Source organism: Cupriavidus sp. 05N40 (assembly GCF_056397305.1).
On the sequence record NZ_JBFTND010000007.1, the window covers coordinates 14,140 to 31,959 of the forward strand.

Sequence of the window (17,820 nt, forward strand, 5' to 3'; positions counted from 1 at the left end):
GTGGCGCGCTGGCCCGGCTCAGGTGATCGCCCCGGGGGTCGCCCCTCAGGTAATCGCACCCAGCTGCCAGGGTACGAACTCGTTCTGCCCGTACCCATGCAGCTCGCTGCGCGAGCGTTTGCCCGAAGCGGTATCCAGCATCAGCCGGAACAGCTCCGCGCCCAGCCCGGCAATGGTGGCGCTGCCGTCCAGTACCGCGCCGCAGTTGAGGTCCATGTCGTCGGACTGGCGTTGCCACAGGGCGGTGTTGGTGGCGAGCTTCACCGACGGCGAGGGCGCGCAGCCGTAGGCCGAGCCGCGGCCGGTGGTGAAGCAGATCAGGTTGGCGCCGCCGGCCACCTGCCCGGTGGCGGAGATGGGGTCGTAGCCGGGCGTGTCCATGAAGACCAGCCCGCGTGCCCGCACCGGTTGCGCGTACTCGTACACTTCGGCGAGATTGGTGGAGCCGCCCTTGGCGATGCCGCCCAGCGACTTTTCCAGCACGGTGGTCAGGCCGCCCGCCTTGTTGCCGGCGGAAGGGTTGTTGTCCATGCTGGCGCCGTGGCGCTCGCAATAGGCTTCCCACCAGCGGATGCGCGCCACCAGCTTCTGGCCGATCTCCGGCGTTTGCGCGCGCCGCGTCAACAGGTGCTCGGCGCCATAGATCTCCGGCGTCTCCGACAGGATGGCGGTGCCGCCGTGACGCACCAGCAGGTCCACCGCCGCGCCCAGCACCGGATTGGCCGAGATGCCGGAGTAGCCATCCGAGCCGCCGCACTGCAGCCCCACCACCAGATGGCTCGCGGGTACCGGCTGGCGTTCCACGGCATTGGCCGCGGGCAGCATCGCCTTGATCAGTTCGATCCCGTGGGCAATGGTCTTGGTGGTGCCGCCGGTGTCCTGGATGGTGAAGGTCTGCAGGCGCGCGCTGTGGGTGAGTCCCTGCGTGGCCAGCAGCGCGGAGATCTGGTTGGTCTCGCAGCCCAGGCCGATCACCAGTACGCTGGCAAAGTTCGGGTGGCAGGCATAGCCGCCGAGCGTGCGCTGCAATACCGCCAGCCCTTCGCCCTGCGGATCCACGGCGCAGCCCACGCCATGCGTGAGCGCGACCACGCCATCCACATTGGGATAGTCCGCCAGCGCCTCCGCATGGATATCGCGCCGGAAGCGATCCGCGATGGYGCGTGCCACGGTGGCCGAGCAATTCACCGAGGTCAGGATGCCGATGTAGTTGCGCGTGGCCACGCTGCCGTCGGCGCGCACGATGCCGTCGAAGGTGGCGGGAACCGCTTCGGCCTGCACCGTGCGGACCTCGGCGCTGTAGGCATAGTCCCGCGTGAAATCGCCCATCGCCAGGTTATGCGTGTGCACGTGCTGGCCGGCGCGGATGTCCTGGCTCGCAAAGCCGATGATCTGGCCGTAGCGGCGCACGGCCTCGCCGCTCGCGATGGCGCGCGTGGCGATCTTGTGGCCGGGCGGGATCAGGCCGATCACGGTCACGCCTTCTTCCGCGACCGTGGTGCCGGCGACCATCTGGTCACGCGCGATGACGACATCGTCATCGGCATGCAGCCGGATGGTGCGCGACGTGCGCGGAACTTCGGCGGGGGCTGCTGCAAGGGTGTCTGTGCTCATGGAATGGCTACTCGCGGTTGGATTGCGCGCCAGGGTGACCTGCGCCGTGGTTGCGTCTCTTACTTGAGCATCTCTTCAGGCAGCGCGATGCCGAAATACTGCTTGTAGATCGTGTTGATCTTGCCGTTCTTCAGGTTGGTCTTGACCCAGGTGTCGAGCCAGCCCTTGAGCGCGGTGTCGCCCTTGCGCACGCCGATGGCATACGGATAGGCCTTCATCACGAACTTGATTTCCAGGTCGCGCGTGGGGTTGCTCTTCTTGACCACCGGAATCACGCTGATGGCCGCGGCAAGGTAGTCCTGCTGGCCGGTGGATACCGCGGTGTTGGTGGTGGCGTCGTCTTCGTAGCGCACGATGTTCACGCCGCTGATTTCCTTGGCGCCGCGGGTCAGTTCCTGGTCGGCCGTGGTGCCGCGCGTGACCGCGATGGTCTTGCCGGACAGCTCGGGGAACGATTTCAGCTTGGCTTGCGCCGGGCCGCCCACCACCACCGGCACCACGCCGTAGGGTTCGGAGAAGTCGATGACCTTCTTGCGCTCGTCCGTTACCGAGAACGAGGCCAGCACCACGTCGGCCTTCTTGGTCAGCAGGTAGGGCACGCGGTTGGGGCCGGTCACGGGCACGATCTCCAGTTCCACGCCGAGGTCCTTGGCCAGCAGGCGGGCCGTGTCCACGTCCGAGCCGCTTTGCTTGGCCTGGCTGTCGAGCATGCCGTAGGGCGGGGCGCCGATATCCACGGCAACCAGGATCTTCTTGCGTTGCTTGATGGTGTCGAGCGTATCGGACCAGGCGCTGGCCGATGCGCCCGCGAGCAGCAGGGCGGCGAACGAGCCGAGAAGGCGGCGGTTGATGTGCATGGGGTGTCTCCGTGTGGTTTTCGTTGAAAGGCTCGGGCTCTGCGAAGCGGGAATCAGAGGCCGTTGCCGACAAACTGCTTGAGTTCCGGCGTGGCGGGCTGGTCCAGCAGCTTGCCGCTGCCGCCTTCCCAGACGATGCCCTGGTGCATGAACATGATCTGGTCTGCCACCGACCGTGCGAAGGCCATCTCGTGCGTGACCAGCACCATGGTCATGCCGTCTTGCGCCAGGCGCTCGATCACCTTGAGCACCTCGCCGGTGAGTTCAGGGTCCAGCGCCGAGGTGACTTCGTCGAACAGCATCAGGCGCGGCTGCATCGCCAGCGAACGGGCAATCGCCACGCGCTGCTGCTGTCCGCCGGACAGTTGCTCCGGGTAGTAGCTGGCGCGCTCTTCCATGCCCACTTGCTTGAGCACGTGCATGGCCAGTTCGCGCGCTTCTTTCTTGCCCACGCCCTTGACCTTGCGCGGCGCCAGCATGACGTTCTCTTCCACGGTGAGATGCGGGAACAGGTTGTAGCTCTGGAAGACGATGCCGACTTCCTTGCGCAGCTCGCCCAGCGGCACATCGCCGTCGTGCATGGCGTGCCCGCATACATGCAGCGCGCCACCGCTCACGCGCTCCAGCCCGTTGATGCAGCGCAGGGCAGTGCTCTTGCCCGAACCGCTGCGGCCGATCAGCGCCACCACCTCCCCGGCGCGCACCGAGAAACTTACGCCCTTGAGGATCTCCACCTGCCCGAAGGATTTGCTCACCTTGTCGAAGCGGACGATATCTTCCATGCTTGTCTCCATGATTTCTTTGGTCCTCGCAGGCTCACACCCGCTTGAAGCGGCGCTCCAGCCGGTACGACAGCGACGACAGCGGATAGCAGATGGCGAAGTAGAGGGCGGCCGCGATCGAGAACACCACGAAGGGCTCGAAGGTGGAGTTGTTCACCACCCGTGCCGAGTAGGTCAGGTCGAAGAAGCCGATCACCACCGCGTACGAAGAGTTCTTCACGATCTGCACCAGGAAGCCCACCGTCGGTGCCACCGCGATGCGCGCGGCCTGCGGCAGGATCACGTACACCACGCGTTGCAGCGGCGTGAGCGCCAGGCACTCGGCGGCTTCCCACTGGGTGCGTGGCACGGCCTGGATGCAGCCCTTCCAGATCTCGGCCAGGTAGGCGCTGGAATATGCCGTCATGGCGATGCCGGCGGCCACCAGCGCGGGCAGGTCAAAGCCGCCCACGCTGATGCCGAAGTACACCACGAACATGATCACCGGCAGCGGCACGCCCTGCACGAGCTGCACGAAGGCACCCGTCACGGTGCGCAGCACGCGCCCGCCGCGGCTGCGCGCGAGAGCCAGCGGCAGGCCGACCAGCGCGCCACCGAAAAAGCCCATGGCGGACAGCAGCAAGGTCCAGCCCGCGCCGCGCAGGATGAACAAGACTTGATCCAGGGAAAGGCTGGACATGATGCTTGGCTCCGCGTCGAAAGTAGAAGGGGAAGAAGGAAGAGGGAAGGGGGAAGGGGAGGATCAGAGCGGTGTCTTCAGGCGCCGGCGGCGCGTGAAGGCCACGGCGCCCACGCCGGCCATCGACAGCCGCAGCAGCCACGACAGCGCCAGGTACACCACCGCGATGACGATGTAGATCTCGAAGCCGCGGAAGGTCTCCGACTGGATGCGATAGCCCGCCGCGGTGAGCTCTTCGGCCGAGATCTGCGACATGATCGAGGTAGCCAGCATCATCAGCACGAACTGGCTGATCAGCGCCGGGTACATGCGCTCCACCGCCTGCGGCAGTACCACCAGGCGCATCATCTGCCAGCGCGATAGCCCCAGGCACGAGGCCGCCTCCAGCTGCCCGCGCGGTACCGACTCGATCCCCGCGCGCACGATCTCCGTGGTGTAGGCCGACACATTGACCACCAGCGCCAGGACCGCCGCCACCATGGCCGGCACGCGCACATGCACCGCCGCCAGCCCGAAGAACAGCCAGAAGGCCTGGATCACCAGCGGCGTATTGCGAATCACATCCACATAGGCCGTCACGCAGCGGCGCGCCCAGGCCGGGCCCTCGGTGCGCACCACCGCCAGCGCCGTCCCCAGCACAAAGCCGAACACGATGGTGGCGACCGACATGCGCAAGGTCAGCCAGACCCCGTCGAGCAGGTCGCGCCAGTTGGCGGACAGGAAGCTGAAATCGAACTGGTAGTCCATCGGGGATGCGCTCTTTTGTTGGTGACGCCGGTTTGCCCGGCGCCCTGTCTCTCGTTCTTTGCGGGTTCGGATCCGCGTTGGCGATCCGGCATGGGTCCCAATATATGACGATTGCCGGCAATGGTCAATATTCGGGCTTACCCGTGTATCATCTCTCCGTGTGCAGCCTGATACTGGGCGCCAGCCAGATAGCCGATACTTATGCCTGGCGCACAGGCAGTGCTCATGCAGGTGTTCTTGCAGGTGCTCATGCAGGTGTTCTTGCGGACATGAGCGCGCCGAACCATCCATACCAGCTACAGAACCGGAGACAACGTGCCGAGTCCATCGACGGCAACGCGCCAAGACAAACGCGCCGCCCCCTTCGCGCCCACGCAGGACACCGAGGACGGGTTTAGGCATGCGCCGATCTATGCCGTCATGGTCGAACTGCTGCGCAAGGCYATCGTGGAGGGGACGCTGGCGCAAGGCACCGTGTTGCTCGAAGGACACCTCGCGGAGATACTGCGCTCCACGCGCTCGCCGGTGCGCCAGGCGCTGCGCGAGCTGGAGGCCGACGGGCTGGTCAGTCGTTTCGAAGGCCGCGGCTTCGTGGCCGGGCCCGCCGGCACGGCACCCCGGCGCATCGCCCTGGACCCGGCGATGCTGGGCGTGGAGAGCGCGCCCGATGTCGCGCGCAAGACGCTGGGCTGGGAACTGATCTACGACGAGGTGGAGCGCGACCTGGTGCACCTCTCGGTGTTTGGCCGCTACCGCGTCAACGAAGTGGAGCTGGCCCGCCATTTCAACGTCGGCCGGACCGTGGTGCGCGACGTGCTGCTGCGCCTGGAAAGCCTGGGCATCCTGGAAAAGGACGAACGCCTGCGCTGGGTCATCACCCCGCTGGACGCGCAGCGCATCCACGATCTCTACGAACTGCGCTCGCTGGTGGAGCCCGCCGCGCTGCGCGGGGCCATCGGGCATGCCGACAATGCCGAGATCCAGGCCATGATCGCGGAGCTGAACAAGGTGCAGCGCGTCTACCCGCAGGTCAACCGCACCGCCATGGACAAGCTCGAGCACGACCTGCACGTGCAGCTACTGTCCCAGTGCCCCAACAAGGAACTGCTGAGCAGCCTACAGCGCACGCGCTGCATTCTCACGCTGAGCAAGCACGTGCTGGGCGTAGCCATGCCGATGCCGGACGCCGACCCGTTCATGTCCGAGCACATCGCCGTGCTGCAGGCCGCTGCCGACGGCGCGCCGCAGAAAGCGGCCGATCTGTTGCGCGAGCACCTGGAACTGTCCTGCGACAAGGTGACCCGGCGCGCGGCACTGGTACGGGAGACCTTCCCGCTGCCCAAGGTCTCGTATATCGCGTGAGGCAGCAAGCGGCCGTGCCTCACGCTATCTGCTGAGTGGCGGCGGAGCCTTACCCGATGATCTCGAACTCGCCGAAGCCGGCCTCGTTGAGCGTCAGCCCCAGGCCCGGCAGGTTGTCGTCGAGCTGCAGGTAGCCCCTGTCGGGAGCGGGTTCGCCCTTGAAGATGTAGTAGAACAGCTCGTTGCCGACTTCCACGTCGTGCACCGGGAAGAATTCCGCCATCGGCGAAGCGGTCGAGGCCATGGTCAGGTGGTAGTTGTGCATCTGCCCGGCATGCGGGATGACCGGCACCGACCACGCCTCGGCCATGGCGTTGATTTTCTGTGCCGCCGTGATGCCGCCCACGCGGTTGGTGTCGTACTGGATCACGTCCACCGCGCGGCGTTCCAGCAGGTCCTTGAAGCCGTACGAGGTGAACTCGTGCTCGCCGCCGGAGATGGGGAAGGGGCTCATTTTCTTCAGCTCGGCGTAGCCTTCGATGTCGTCGGCGATGACCGGCTCCTCCAGCCAGCGCGGGTTGAACTCGGCCAGGCGCGGCAGCATGCGGCGCGCGTACTCGAGCGTCCAGCCCATGTAGCACTCCAGCATGATGTCAACCTTGTCGCCCACCAGTTCGCGCAGCAGGCGCACTTGCTCCAGGTTCTTCTGCATGCCGGCGGCGCCATCCTTGGGGCCGTAGCCGAAGCGCATCTTCATGGCCGTGAAGCCCTGGTCCAGGTAGCGCTGCGCCTCGCCGAGGAAGGCGTCGCGGTCATCGTTGTTGTAGAGCTTGGAGGCGTAGCACCAGATGGCTTCCTTGGTGCGCCCGCCCAGCAGCTTGAACACAGGCTTGCCGACCGCCTTGCCCATCAGGTCCCACAGCGCGATGTCCACCGCCGAGATCGCCGCCATGCCGATACCCTTGCGGCCCCACGCGTGCGTGCGCCGGTACATCTTCTGCCACAGGTATTCGTTGTCGAACGGATCCTGGCCAATCACGATGGGCGCCAGGTACTGGTCCACGATCTGCTTGGCCACGCGCGGCGCGAGTGCGCAGTTGCCGATGCCAACCAGTCCGGTATCGGTCTCCACCTCCACCACCAGCCAGCCGTGGAAGCGGAACGAGCCCATCGCATCGCCGCGCTCGAACAGGATGTCGGTGGCATTGGTGCAGAAGTGCGCCTGCGGCGGCACGGTCTTGCCCTTCCATTCGAAGACGCGGGCGCGGACATTGGTGATCTTCATGATGTGGCTCCTTCTTTGGTGCTGATGGGTTCGGGTTCAGGTTCAGGTTCAGGCTTCAGGTTCAGGCTCCGGCCGCGGATCCGGATGCGCGGGGTCCGCTCCTGACAGGTACACGCGCACGCATCCCCGGCCGGATCGAGGGCCGTCTTTGTCATGTCTTGCGTCGATGCGGCGCCGGCGCGGCGCCCGCCCGCTAAGGAGCGTGCCCGCCGCGCCTAGCCAGCGGCACGGCGCTGCGCCCCCATCTGGCAGGCCAGGTGGAATGCCTGCAGCGTGGCGCCCAGGTTCGCGCGGCCCTGCTGCGTGATATCGAAGGCGGTGCCGTGGGCCGGCGTGGTGATCGGCACCGGCAGGCCGCCCTGCACGGTGACGCCGCGCGAGAAGCCCATCAGCTTGATGCCGATCTGGCCCTGGTCGTGATACATGGTGACGATGGCGTCGAACTGCCGCTCGGCCGCGCCGCCTTGCACCTTGAGGAAGATGGTGTCGGCCGGGAAGGGGCCGTCCACCGCCATGCCGCTGGCCTGCGCGGCGGCGATGGCCGGGGCGATGAAATCGATCTCCTCGCGGCCAAAGGCGCCGTTGTCGCCGTTATGCGGATTGAGGCCGCAGACGCCGATGCGCGGCCGCGCAATGCCGGCGTCGCGCAAGGCCTTGTCGATCAGGCCGATGGCGGCGCCCACGCTGTCGCGGGTGATCATCGCGGGCACATCCTTGAGGGCCACGTGCGATGTCACGCGCGATGTCCACAGCCCGTCGAGCACATTGAACTCGCAGAAGGCGCCGTGGTAGCCGAGCTTCTCCGCGAACCAGTGCAATTCATCGTTGTGGCCCATGCCCGCGGCATGCAGCGAGCTCTTGTTGAGCGGCCCGAACAGGATCGCGTCGGCCTGGCCGGACTGCGCCAGTGCCAGCGCGATAGCCAGCGTGCCGAGGCTGTAGCGGCCGCCCTCGGCGCTGGCGGCGCCACGCGGGTAGGCCGGCTTGCCTTCGGGCTGCCAGTGGTAAAGGCGCGGGGCGCCGTCGGCATCGTTGCCAGCAAAGGCGGGCGCATCGGTTTCGCGCACATCGGGATTGATGCCGGCTACCTGCATGCCGTGGCGCCATTCATCGCGGTCGGCAATCAACAGGATGTCGGCCTGCCTGGCGGCGGGGTCGGCAAGCAGCTTCGCGATCAGCTCGGGGCCGATGCCGGCGGGGTCGCCGAGCACCATGGCGATTCTTGGGCGTGGAGTCATGTCGTATGGATGCAGGAAGATGCAAGAGGGTTTAGTCGAGCTTGACACCGAGTTCGGAAATCAGCTTGCCGTAGCGCGCGTACTCGGCACGCGAGAATGCATCGAACTGCGCCGCATCCAGCGTGCCGGGCTGGGCCCCGACATCGTTGAGGCGCCGGACGGTGTCGGGATCCTTGAGTATGGTGGCCAGTGCCGCGCCCAGCTTCTGCAAGGTGGCGGGCGGGGTGCCGGCCGGCGCATAGATGCCGTACCAGGCATTCATCTGGATGTTCGGCACACCGGCTTCGGCCAGCGTGGGCACGCCCRGCAACAGCGCCGAGCGCTGCTCGGCCGTCACCGCCAGGGCGCGCAGCTTGCCGGCCTTGATGTGGTTGATGACGGAGGGCATGGTCTCGAAACTCATGTCGACCTGGCCGCCCATCAGGTCCACCAGCGCGCTGCTGCTGCTCTTGTACGGCACGTGCAGCAACTTGCCGTTGATCTGCCGCGCGAAGGCGGCGCCGGCGAGGTGCTGGGTACTGCCGACGCCGGAGGAGCTGTAGCGGTACTTGTCCGGGCTGGCCTGGATCGCCGCCACCAGCGACCTGACGTCGCGCGCCGGCACCTGGTTGTTGACCACCAGCACATTGGGCACGGACGACACCATGGCCACCGGCACCAGATCCTTGAGCGGATTGAACTGCAGCTTGAGCAGGTGCGGCGCGATAGCCTGCGAGGTCACCACGCCCATCAGCAGCGTGTTGCCGTCGGGCGCGGCCTTGGCGGTGATGTCCGCGGCGATGGTGTTGGAGGCGCCGGGCCGGTTGTCGACCACCACGGGCTGCCTGATGATGGCGGCCAGTTTTTCGGAGACGATGCGGGCCATGACGTCGGTGCCGCCGCCCGGCGCCGCGCCGACCATCAGCCGCACGGGCCGGGAGTCCTGTGCATAGGCGCCGGCCGCTGTCGCGGCGGCAAGCGTCGCCAGGCCGGCAAAGGTGCCGGCGATCCATTTGTTCATGCTTGTCTCCGTCCTGTTGTCTGCCGGTCTCGGTGCCGGTGAGGCCACTATAGGGCCGTCAGTGATTCGCCACTACTGATGTTTTATTAATGGGCGATTACCTGGAGGAATACGTCGGCTCACCTTGGCCCGGCCCGGCCGCCCCGGGCTTGCCGGCGCGCAGCGCCACGATCAACCGCCTGGCAGCCGCCGAGAGCGTGCCGCCGCGCCGCGTGACGATGCCGAAGGTTTCGTGCCGGGACTGCATCTTCACCGGCAGGATCCGCAGCATCTTCTGGCGCGCATATGGCTGCGCCACGCTGGTCGGGAGCAGCGACACCAGCCTGGCGCTGCCCTGGAGCAAGGCCACGGTGACCAGCGTGGAGGCGGTGGTGATGGCATTGGGCGGCATGCCAATGCCGGCAAGGTCCAGCTCGCGCAGGAGCAGGGCATGCATCGGCATCTGGGACGGATAGACAATCCAGCGGTAGGCGGCCAGATCCGCAAAGGCGAGTTCGCTGGCGCGCGGGGCCGCATGGGCATGGCCGACCACCACCGACATCGGCTCGTCGTCCAGCGGCTCGTAGTGATACCGGGCGGGCTGGTCGCTCACCAGCGCGCGGCCGATGACCAGGTCCAGCCGGCCATCGTCCAGCAGGCTCAGCATGCGCAGGCTGGTGTCCTCCACGATTTCGATCGACAGGTTGGGCTGGTCTGCCTGCAAGGTCGCCAGCGCCGGCACCAGGACGCCGGTCACCGCGCCCATGATGACCCCGACGGCAAGCCGCCCCGCCGTGCCGGAACGGATTTCCGCCATGTCCTGGCAGAGCGCGGTCAGGTCGGTGGCAAGCAGCCGCGCATAGCGGATCACGCAATAGCCGAACGGGTTGGGCTGCATGCCGGTGTGGGTCCGCTCGAAAAGCGGTGCATCCAGCATGTTTTCCAGCTCCTGCAGGGCCTTGCTGGCGGCCGACTGCGTCATGGCCATGGCCGATGCGGCCTGGTGCAGCGATTTATGGTCGTCCAGCGCGATCAGCAGTTGCAGCTGTTTCATGCGCAGGCGCGACATCAGTACGTCGAGGGTGGCTCTCATGGGTGTGCGCAGGCGGGCGCAAACGGGGCCTCCTCAAGGAAGACGCCCCGCCTGGGCCCGGGTCGGGTTCGGTCTGGCCGGCGGGGTGAGTCGTAAAAGCGATCACCAGATGGAAAGGTTTCAATATACATGGTGTGCCGGACGCTCTTATATTGCGTGCAGCGACCGGCCGGCATTCCCCCCGCCGGCGACCCCCGCACAACAAGGAGACAGACATGATCAAGCCCGCCATCTACCGCGGCGTATTCCCGGTAGCGCCGACCATCTTCGACGAGCAGGGCGGCCTTGACCTGGACGGCCAGCGCCGTTGCATCGATTTCATGATCGATGCCGGCTCCAACGGCATCTGCATCCTGGCCAACTTCTCGGAGCAGTTCGTGCTGACCGACGACGAGCGCAACACGCTGATGACGGCGGTGCTCGACCACGTGGAGGGCCGCGTGCCGGTGATCGTCACCACCACGCACTTCAGCTCGCGCATCTGCGCCGAACGCAGCCGTGCCGCGCAGGATGCGGGCGCCGCCATGGTGATGGTGATGCCGCCGTATCACGGCGCCACCATCCGCATGCCCGAACGCGCCATCTACGAGTTCTTCGCCACGGTGTCCGACGCCATCGAGATCCCGATCATGATCCAGGACGCTCCGGTCAGCGGCACCACGCTGTCCGCGCCCTTCCTCGCGCGCATGGCCAGGGAACTCGCCAATGTGTCGTATTTCAAGATCGAAGTGCCGCAGGCCGCGGCCAAGCTGCGCGAGCTGATCGAACTGGGCGGCGCTGCCATCGTCGGCCCGTGGGACGGCGAGGAAGCCATCACGCTGATGGCCGATCTCGACGCCGGCGCCACCGGCGCGATGACGGGCGCGGGCTTCCCCGATGGCATCCGCCTGATCGTCGATGCCTACCAGGCCGGCGACACCGAGGGCGCCGCGCGCCACTACCAGCAATGGCTGCCACTCATCAATTACGAGAACCGCCAGGGCTGGCTGGCAACCAGCAAGGTGCTGATGAAAGAGGGCGGGGTGATCGCCTCGGACGCGGTGCGCCATCCGCTCCAGCCGATGCACCCGGCGACCCGCGCGGGCCTGCTGCAGATTGCGCGCCGGCTGGATCCGATGGTGCTGCGCTGGGGCCGTTGAGCGCCAGCGGCGCACCAGGCCGGACCGGAACGGAACCACTGGCCCCGGCGGGGCCAGACCTCAGTCAACAGGAATAGACATGCAAATCCAAGGCGAACTATTGATCGGCAGCCAGTCGGTGCGCGGCACCGACGGCGAAATCGTTGCGATCGACGCGGCCTCCGGCGCCAAGCTGGCGCCGGCCTTCGGCGGCGCCAGCGCTGCCCAGCTGGCCCAGGCCTGCGCGCTGGCCGAGCAGGCCTTCGACGCCTACCGCGAAACCAGTCTCGACAAGCGCGCGGCCTTTCTCGAAGCGATCGCTGCCAACATCCTTGAGCTGGGCGATGCGCTGGTCGACCGCTGCGCGAGCGAAAGCGGCCTGCCGCGCGCGCGCATCGAAGGCGAACGCGGGCGCACCGTGGGCCAGCTGCGGCTGTTCGCGGACCTGGTGCGGCAAGGAGACTTCCTCGGCGTGCGCGTGGACCCGGCCCTGCCCGAACGCAAGCCACTGCCGCGCGCGGACCTGCGCATGCGCCAGGTCGCGCTGGGGCCGGTGGCGGTGTTTGGCGCCAGCAATTTCCCGCTGGCGTTTTCCGTGGCGGGTGGCGACACCGCCTCGGCACTGGCGGCCGGTTGCCCGGTGATCGCCAAGGCCCACCCCGCGCATCCCGGCACCTCGGAGCTGGTCGGCCGCGCCATCCAGAAAGCCGTGCGCGACCTGGGGCTGCCCGAAGGCACCTTCTCGCTGCAGTTCGATAGCGGCCTGCAGGTCGGGCAGGGCCTGGTCAGCGATCACCGCATCAAGGCSGTSGGCTTCACCGGCTCGCGCGCSGGCGGCRYGGCGCTGATKGCGCTGGCGGCCGCACGCCCGGAGGTCATTCCCGTCTATGCGGAAATGAGCAGCATCAACCCGGTGCTGCTGTTCCCGCACGCGCTGGCCAACCGCGCCGAGGCCATCGGTACCGCGTTCGCGGCATCGCTCACGCTGGGCGCCGGCCAGTTCTGCACCAATCCCGGCCTGGTGCTGGCTGTCGACGGCCCGGACCTGGGGCGCTTCATCGCTGCGGCGGCGCAGAGCATCGAGCAGACCGCGCCGGCGACCATGCTGACACCAGGCATCCAGCGCGCCTACTGCACCGGCGTGGACAAGCTGGCCGCGCACCCGCAGGTCAGCGCGCAGGCGCGCGGCCGCGCCGGCGACGCACAGCAGGGCTCGGCGGCGCTGTTCTCCACCACCGCCGAGGCGTTCCTTGCCGATGAGGCCTTGCGCGCGGAGATCTTCGGCGCGGCCGGGCTAATCGTGCGCTGCCCCGACCTGGACGCCATGCGCCATGTCGTGGAAGTCATCGAAGGCCAGCTGACCGCCGCGCTGCATATCGACGACGCCGACCACGATGCGGCCCGCGCCATCCTGCCCGCGCTGGAACGCAGGGTGGGGCGCATCCTCGTCAACGGTTTCGGCACCGGGGTGGAAGTCGGGCATGCCATGGTGCACGGCGGTCCGTATCCGGCCACCTCCGATGGCGGCCGCTCCACCTCGGTGGGCAGCCTGGCCATCGCGCGCTTCCTGCGCCCGGTGTGCTACCAGGACATGCCCGCGGGGCTGCTGCCCGCCGCCTTGCGCGAGGACAATCCGCTGCAACTGAGCCGGCTGGTGGACGGCCGGCCGGCGCCCCGGCCCGCCTAAGCGCAGCCCGCAAGGCCCGCGAGCCGGGCCTTGCGAAGCCCGCGCTAGGCCGGCCTGGCGCGCAGCGCGTCGATCAGCAGGCTCATCGACGCGGTAGGCGGCCGGCCCCGCCGCGTCACGATGCCGTAGGGCCCCAGCTTGCGCGGCAGCGGCAACGGCAGCACGGCCAGCGCGCCCAGCCCCGCGTAGAACGCCGCCACCGAGGCCGGCAGCACGGCAATCAGCTCGCTGTCCGCGAGCAGGGAAGTCGTCATTAGCACCGCCGCCGTCTCGATGGTCGAGGGCGGCGGCGCCACGCCCGCGTCCTCGAACGAACGGTCGATCAGCGCCCGCATGGGGCTCGGGCGCGGCTGCATGATCCACGGAAACGTCGCCAGCTCCTCGAAACCCGGCTTGCGGCGCCCGAGCAGCGGATGCAAGGGCCCGACGACGATCGCCAGGCTCTCCTCGCCCAGTTGCTCGAACTCCAGGCCGCTACTGTCCCAGCCCTCCGGCACCCGGCCCAGCACGATGTCGAGCTGGTCGCGCTCCAGCAGCGGCACCAGCAGATCGCTGGTTTCCACCTGCACCACCACCTCCAGCCTGGGATGCTCGCGGTTCAGGCTGCGGATCACGTTGGCCAGCAGCACCGGCGTCGGCGCCATCACCGCACCCACGCGCACCCGGCCCACCTTTCCCGATTCCAGYGCCGCCAGCTCATCACGCAGGCCTGCCATATCCGCGAACACCAGCCGCGCGAACTGCGTCGCCGCCAGGCCAAACCGCGTCGGCCGCAAACCGCGCGCATGGCGCTCGAACAACGACACGCCCAGCATCGATTCCATGTCCTGCAGCATCTTGCTGACCGCCGGCTGGGTCAGCATCACCGCCTCCGCCGCCTGCCGCAGCGAACCGCGCTCCTCGATCGCCAGCAGCAGGCGCAGATGCTGCATCTTGATGCGGCTGTAGAGGGTGCTGATGGGCGGGATTAGCGAAGGGCGGGGCATGCGCGGGGGCTCGGGCCAGGCAGACGGTGACCGATGGTGTTTATCGGTTCTTGGAGAAGGCGTCAATGGGTGGATGTGGCCGGAGGGCCGCCGCGTGCGGCTCAGGCTGCGAGTCCTGCTCCAGGGCGGACGCCGATCCCGTAGCCTACTTCGCGCGCCTTGGGCCTGCCTTTCGAGCGGACGTATTGAGCGCGACCGCGGCACGGACAAGCGCCCTGAACGCGTCCGCGTCGATCTCGTCTGCCTCGAGGATGTCAATCGCGCGCCTGACGTTCCCGTCGAGGCTTGAGTTGAAGAGCCTGGCCGGGTCCTCCAGCGCAGCGCCCTTGGCGAAAGTCAGCTTCACCTTTGCCTTGTAAGACTCGCCGGTGCAGATGATCCCGTCGTGCGACCATACGGGAGTGCCCATCCACTTCCACTCCTCCACGACGTCCGGATCAGCCTCTTTGATGAGCTTGCGCATCCTGCTCAGCGTCGCCCCGCGCCAGTCCGCGAGCTCGGCGATTCTGTTGTCGATCAGCCCGGATGCCGGCAGCCCCTCGGTCGAACCCGATTTTTTCATGTTCTCCTCCTGAAACTTCCTGAAACTTCCTGACTCTTCCAGACGCTATCAGCCCATGAATTCGCCGAACAGGATGATGACATGGCAAGGGCTTGCCGGAAATCCCAGCGCGCGGCTCCATGTGGCCGCGGCGCCTCGCCCGCGGGCGGTGAAACTTCCGTCCCGTCTGCGTGTCGTTCCTTGCATAATCGCGCAAGCCGCGATGACATAGGACGACCGACCGATGAACATGGCAATCCTCCTCGCCCACCCCTGGTTCGGCACATGGGCGGCGGCCCTGATCGCCGTCGCCGTCGCGCTGCTGGCGCATCGCCTCGGCGGGCTGCTGCTCTTGCGCATTACCCGGCCGGCCCCGGTGCTGCATGCGATCGTGAAGAAGGCGCGCGCGCCGTCGACAGTGGTCTTGCCCTTGCTGGCCTTGCAGGCGGTCTGGCAGGCCGCGTCGGATGATCTGCCCTGGATCGGCAGCGTGCGCCATTTCAATGGCCTGTTGATGATCGCCGCGGCCACCTGGCTCGTGGCGCGCATCATTGCCGGCATTGCGCAGGGTATCCTGGACACACACCCGGTGGACGTGCAGGACAACATGAATGCGCGCCGCATTCACACGCAGACACGCGTGCTCTCGCGCACCGCGATGACGCTGGTGGTGGTGATGGGTGCGGCGATGGTGCTCATGACCTTTCCCGGGGCGCGGCAGGTGGGCGCCAGCCTGTTGGCCTCGGCAGGCGTGCTGGGCCTGATCGCCGGCTTTGCCGCCAAGCCCGTGTTCAGCAACCTGATCGCCGGTCTGCAGCTCGCCCTGACGCAGCCTATCCGGCTCGACGACGTGCTCATCGTCGAAGGCGAGTGGGGCCGCGTGGAGGAGATTACCGGCACGTACGTCGTGCTCCGGATATGGGACGACCGCCGTCTCATCATCCCGCTGCAGTATTTCATCGAGAAGCCCTTCCAGAACTGGACCCGCAACAATGCCGAGATCATGGGGTCGGTGTTCTTCCACGTCGACTACGGCATGCCGCTGGCGCCGCTACGCGAGGAGCTGGAACGCATCGTGCGCGCGGCGCCGGAGTGGGACCAGCGCTTCTTCAATCTGGTAGTGACCGATGCCACGGAGCGGACGATGCAACTACGCGTGCTGTGTACCGCGGCTTCCTCCGGGCTGGCGTGGGACCTGCGCTGCGTCGTGCGCGAAGGGCTGATCGACTTCATGCAGCGCGAATTCCCGCAGTTCCTGCCACGGCTGCGCATCGAGGGCGACCAAGGCGACGAAGGCGCGCCGAAGCGAAACACACCGTCGCCGCCCTGAGCGCGTATCAGGGCGTCCTGTTCCTCAGCGAAACCTGCTCGTTCAGCGTCCAGAAGTCATACAGCACGCCGATCAGGAACAGGCCGCCGGTGAGCAGGTAGATCAGGCCGGTGATCCATTTGCCGATATACATGCGATGCACGCCGAAGAAGCCGAGGAAGGTCAGCAGGATCCACGCCACGTTGTAGTCGGTCCTGCCGGCGGCGAAGCGGTAGTCCGCCTCGCGGTCCATGCCCGGGATCAGGAACACGTCGATCAGCCAGCCGATGCCGAGCAGGCCCAGCGTGCAGAACCAGATCGTGCCGGTGATGGGCTTGCCGTAGTAGAAGCGATGGGAGCCGGTAAAGCCGAAGATCCACAGCAGGTAGCCGATGACTTTGCTGTGCGTATCGCTCGGTGGAATGCTCGGTAGATTGCTCGATGGATTCATCGTTCGCCTCGTGCAGTGGTTTGGCGCGATGATGCCATAGCTTGTGGCGCCGCAGCTACCCGGCCGCCGCCGGCAGGGGGCGGCTGTCTACCTGCCACAAGGAATCCCGCCCTCCGGGTTGCGCGACCGCATGCCCGCCGGCAGCATCGCCGGCCCCACACTACAATGGCGCATCGCCCGGCCTCCCGCCGGGCCGGACCCGGGAGTCGAAGATGCGTATTCTGGTAGTCGGGGCGGGCGCCATTGGCGGCTATTTCGGCGCGCGGCTGTTGCAGGCCGGGCGCGACGTGACATTCCTGGTGCGCCCCCGGCGCGCCGCCCAACTGGCCGAGCATGGCCTGCGGGTCAAGAGCCCGCACGGCGACCTGCATTTCCCCAACCCGCCACTGGTGCAGGCCGAACAGATCACGCAACCGTATGACGTGGTGCTGCTGAGCTGCAAAGCCTACGACCTGGACAGCGCCATGGACGGCTTCGCGCCCGCCATGGGCCCCGGCACCGTCGTCATCCCCATGCTCAACGGCATGCAGCATCTCGACAAGCTCGATGCTCGCTTCGGCGCCGGGCGCGTGATGGGCGGGCGCTGCATGATCTCCAGCACGCTGGACGAACAAGGCACGATCCTCCACCTGTCCGCCTTCCATGTATTGTCCTTCGGCGAGCGCCCCGCCGGCAGCAGCGACCGCGCGCTGGCCCTGGCCGCGGCGCTCGACGGCGCCGGTTTCGATGTACAGCGCAGCGAAGCCATGCTGCAAGACATGTGGGAAAAGTGGCTGTTCCTGGCCACGCTGGCATCGTCCACCTGCCTGATGCGGGCAGCCATTGGCGACATCCTCGCCGCCCCGCGCGGACGCGAGACCATCACGGCCCTGTTCGACGAATGCGCGGCCATCGCCGCCACCAACGGCTACCCCGCCCGCGCCCCGGCACTGGAACAGGCGAAGACCACGCTATTTACCGCAGGCTCGCCGCTGATGGCCTCGATGCTGCGCGACATCGAACGCGGCGCGGCCATCGAGTCTGACCAGATCGTGGGCGACCTGCTGGCACGCCGCGGCCAGACGCCTGCGCCGACGCTGGAAATGGCACTGACAAGCCTGAAGGCCTACGAGGCACGGCGCGCACGCGGCGGCTGAGAGGGAATCTGGCAGG

The 17,820-nt window shown here is 67.3% G+C and carries 18 protein-coding genes; 5 read left to right on the forward strand and 13 right to left on the reverse strand.

Going from position 1 to position 17,820, the window contains the following annotated elements:
- Nucleotides 1-45 precede the first annotated feature (45 nt).
- The 5 genes from AC1DO7_RS03015 to AC1DO7_RS03035 all read right to left on the reverse strand — a co-directional run bounded on the left by AC1DO7_RS03015 (nt 46) and on the right by AC1DO7_RS03035 (nt 4,679).
- Nucleotides 46-1,614, reverse strand: coding sequence for a UxaA family hydrolase (locus tag AC1DO7_RS03015; RefSeq protein WP_477115773.1), 1,569 nt, complete (start codon nt 1,612-1,614; stop codon nt 46-48).
- 59 nt (nt 1,615-1,673) lie between these two features.
- On the reverse strand, nt 1,674-2,471 hold the full coding sequence (locus AC1DO7_RS03020) for a transporter substrate-binding domain-containing protein (RefSeq protein WP_441615338.1): 798 nt from the start codon (nt 2,469-2,471) through the stop codon (nt 1,674-1,676).
- A 53-nt stretch (nt 2,472-2,524) separates the two neighbouring features.
- Nucleotides 2,525-3,253, reverse strand: coding sequence for an amino acid ABC transporter ATP-binding protein (locus tag AC1DO7_RS03025; protein ID WP_441615340.1), 729 nt, complete (start codon nt 3,251-3,253; stop codon nt 2,525-2,527).
- 34 nt (nt 3,254-3,287) lie between these two features.
- Nucleotides 3,288-3,932: an amino acid ABC transporter permease gene (locus AC1DO7_RS03030; protein WP_441615341.1), complete on the reverse strand. Its 645-nt coding sequence runs from the start codon at nt 3,930-3,932 to the stop codon at nt 3,288-3,290.
- A gap of 63 nt (nt 3,933-3,995) precedes the next feature.
- The gene (locus AC1DO7_RS03035) at nt 3,996-4,679 is read right to left on the reverse strand and encodes an amino acid ABC transporter permease (RefSeq protein ID WP_441615343.1); all 684 of its coding nucleotides are present in this window, start codon (nt 4,677-4,679) and stop codon (nt 3,996-3,998) included.
- A gap of 315 nt (nt 4,680-4,994) precedes the next feature.
- Between AC1DO7_RS03035 and AC1DO7_RS03040 the strand changes: the two genes are divergently transcribed.
- Nucleotides 4,995-6,041: a GntR family transcriptional regulator gene (locus tag AC1DO7_RS03040; RefSeq protein WP_441615344.1), complete on the forward strand. Its 1,047-nt coding sequence runs from the start codon at nt 4,995-4,997 to the stop codon at nt 6,039-6,041.
- A gap of 49 nt (nt 6,042-6,090) precedes the next feature.
- Here AC1DO7_RS03040 and AC1DO7_RS03045 read toward each other — a convergent pair whose 3' ends face one another.
- The 4 genes from AC1DO7_RS03045 to AC1DO7_RS03060 form a co-directional block, all read right to left on the reverse strand.
- A complete protein-coding gene (locus AC1DO7_RS03045) occupies nt 6,091-7,266 on the reverse strand; it encodes an L-rhamnonate dehydratase (protein WP_441615346.1) in 1,176 nt (391 codons plus the stop codon).
- Nucleotides 7,267-7,481: 215 nt separating this feature from the next.
- Entirely contained in the window at nt 7,482-8,504 is a 1,023-nt protein-coding gene (locus tag AC1DO7_RS03050) for a 4-hydroxythreonine-4-phosphate dehydrogenase PdxA (protein ID WP_441615348.1), read from the reverse strand.
- A 31-nt stretch (nt 8,505-8,535) separates the two neighbouring features.
- Nucleotides 8,536-9,504, reverse strand: coding sequence for a Bug family tripartite tricarboxylate transporter substrate binding protein (locus AC1DO7_RS03055; RefSeq protein WP_477115774.1), 969 nt, complete (start codon nt 9,502-9,504; stop codon nt 8,536-8,538).
- Between the two features lie 97 nt (nt 9,505-9,601).
- Nucleotides 9,602-10,576, reverse strand: a complete 975-nt coding sequence (locus AC1DO7_RS03060; RefSeq protein ID WP_441615352.1) for a LysR family transcriptional regulator — start codon at nt 10,574-10,576, stop codon at nt 9,602-9,604.
- Nucleotides 10,577-10,791: 215 nt separating this feature from the next.
- On the opposite strand from AC1DO7_RS03060, the gene AC1DO7_RS03065 reads away from it, so the two are divergent.
- Together AC1DO7_RS03065 and AC1DO7_RS03070 are read left to right on the forward strand one after the other, a co-directional pair.
- On the forward strand, nt 10,792-11,715 hold the full coding sequence (locus AC1DO7_RS03065; RefSeq protein WP_441615354.1) for a dihydrodipicolinate synthase family protein: 924 nt from the start codon (nt 10,792-10,794) through the stop codon (nt 11,713-11,715).
- Between the two features lie 79 nt (nt 11,716-11,794).
- Nucleotides 11,795-13,381 (forward strand): aldehyde dehydrogenase (NADP(+)), encoded by a 1,587-nt coding sequence (locus AC1DO7_RS03070; protein ID WP_477115775.1) that lies wholly within the window; start codon nt 11,795-11,797, stop codon nt 13,379-13,381.
- 44 nt (nt 13,382-13,425) lie between these two features.
- Here the strand turns inward: AC1DO7_RS03070 and AC1DO7_RS03075 are convergent, their stop codons facing one another.
- The 3 genes from AC1DO7_RS03075 to AC1DO7_RS03085 form a co-directional block, all read right to left on the reverse strand.
- Nucleotides 13,426-14,367, reverse strand: coding sequence for a LysR family transcriptional regulator (locus tag AC1DO7_RS03075; RefSeq protein WP_441615357.1), 942 nt, complete (start codon nt 14,365-14,367; stop codon nt 13,426-13,428).
- A gap of 145 nt (nt 14,368-14,512) precedes the next feature.
- Nucleotides 14,513-14,929 (reverse strand): DUF1801 domain-containing protein, encoded by a 417-nt coding sequence (locus AC1DO7_RS03080; protein ID WP_441615358.1) that lies wholly within the window; start codon nt 14,927-14,929, stop codon nt 14,513-14,515.
- A 48-nt stretch (nt 14,930-14,977) separates the two neighbouring features.
- On the reverse strand, nt 14,978-15,160 hold the full coding sequence (locus tag AC1DO7_RS03085; protein WP_441615442.1) for a hypothetical protein: 183 nt from the start codon (nt 15,158-15,160) through the stop codon (nt 14,978-14,980).
- Between AC1DO7_RS03085 and AC1DO7_RS03090 the strand changes: the two genes are divergently transcribed.
- Nucleotides 15,153-16,238: a mechanosensitive ion channel family protein gene (locus tag AC1DO7_RS03090; protein ID WP_441615360.1), complete on the forward strand. Its 1,086-nt coding sequence runs from the start codon at nt 15,153-15,155 to the stop codon at nt 16,236-16,238. The genes AC1DO7_RS03085 and AC1DO7_RS03090 overlap by 8 nt on opposite strands.
- Nucleotides 16,239-16,245: 7 nt before the next feature.
- Here the strand turns inward: AC1DO7_RS03090 and AC1DO7_RS03095 are convergent, their stop codons facing one another.
- Nucleotides 16,246-16,668, reverse strand: a complete 423-nt coding sequence (locus AC1DO7_RS03095; RefSeq protein ID WP_441615362.1) for an NINE protein — start codon at nt 16,666-16,668, stop codon at nt 16,246-16,248.
- 212 nt (nt 16,669-16,880) lie between these two features.
- On the opposite strand from AC1DO7_RS03095, the gene panE reads away from it, so the two are divergent.
- Nucleotides 16,881-17,804: a 2-dehydropantoate 2-reductase gene (panE, locus tag AC1DO7_RS03100; protein WP_441615364.1), complete on the forward strand. Its 924-nt coding sequence runs from the start codon at nt 16,881-16,883 to the stop codon at nt 17,802-17,804.
- The last annotated feature ends 16 nt before the right edge of the window (nt 17,805-17,820 follow it).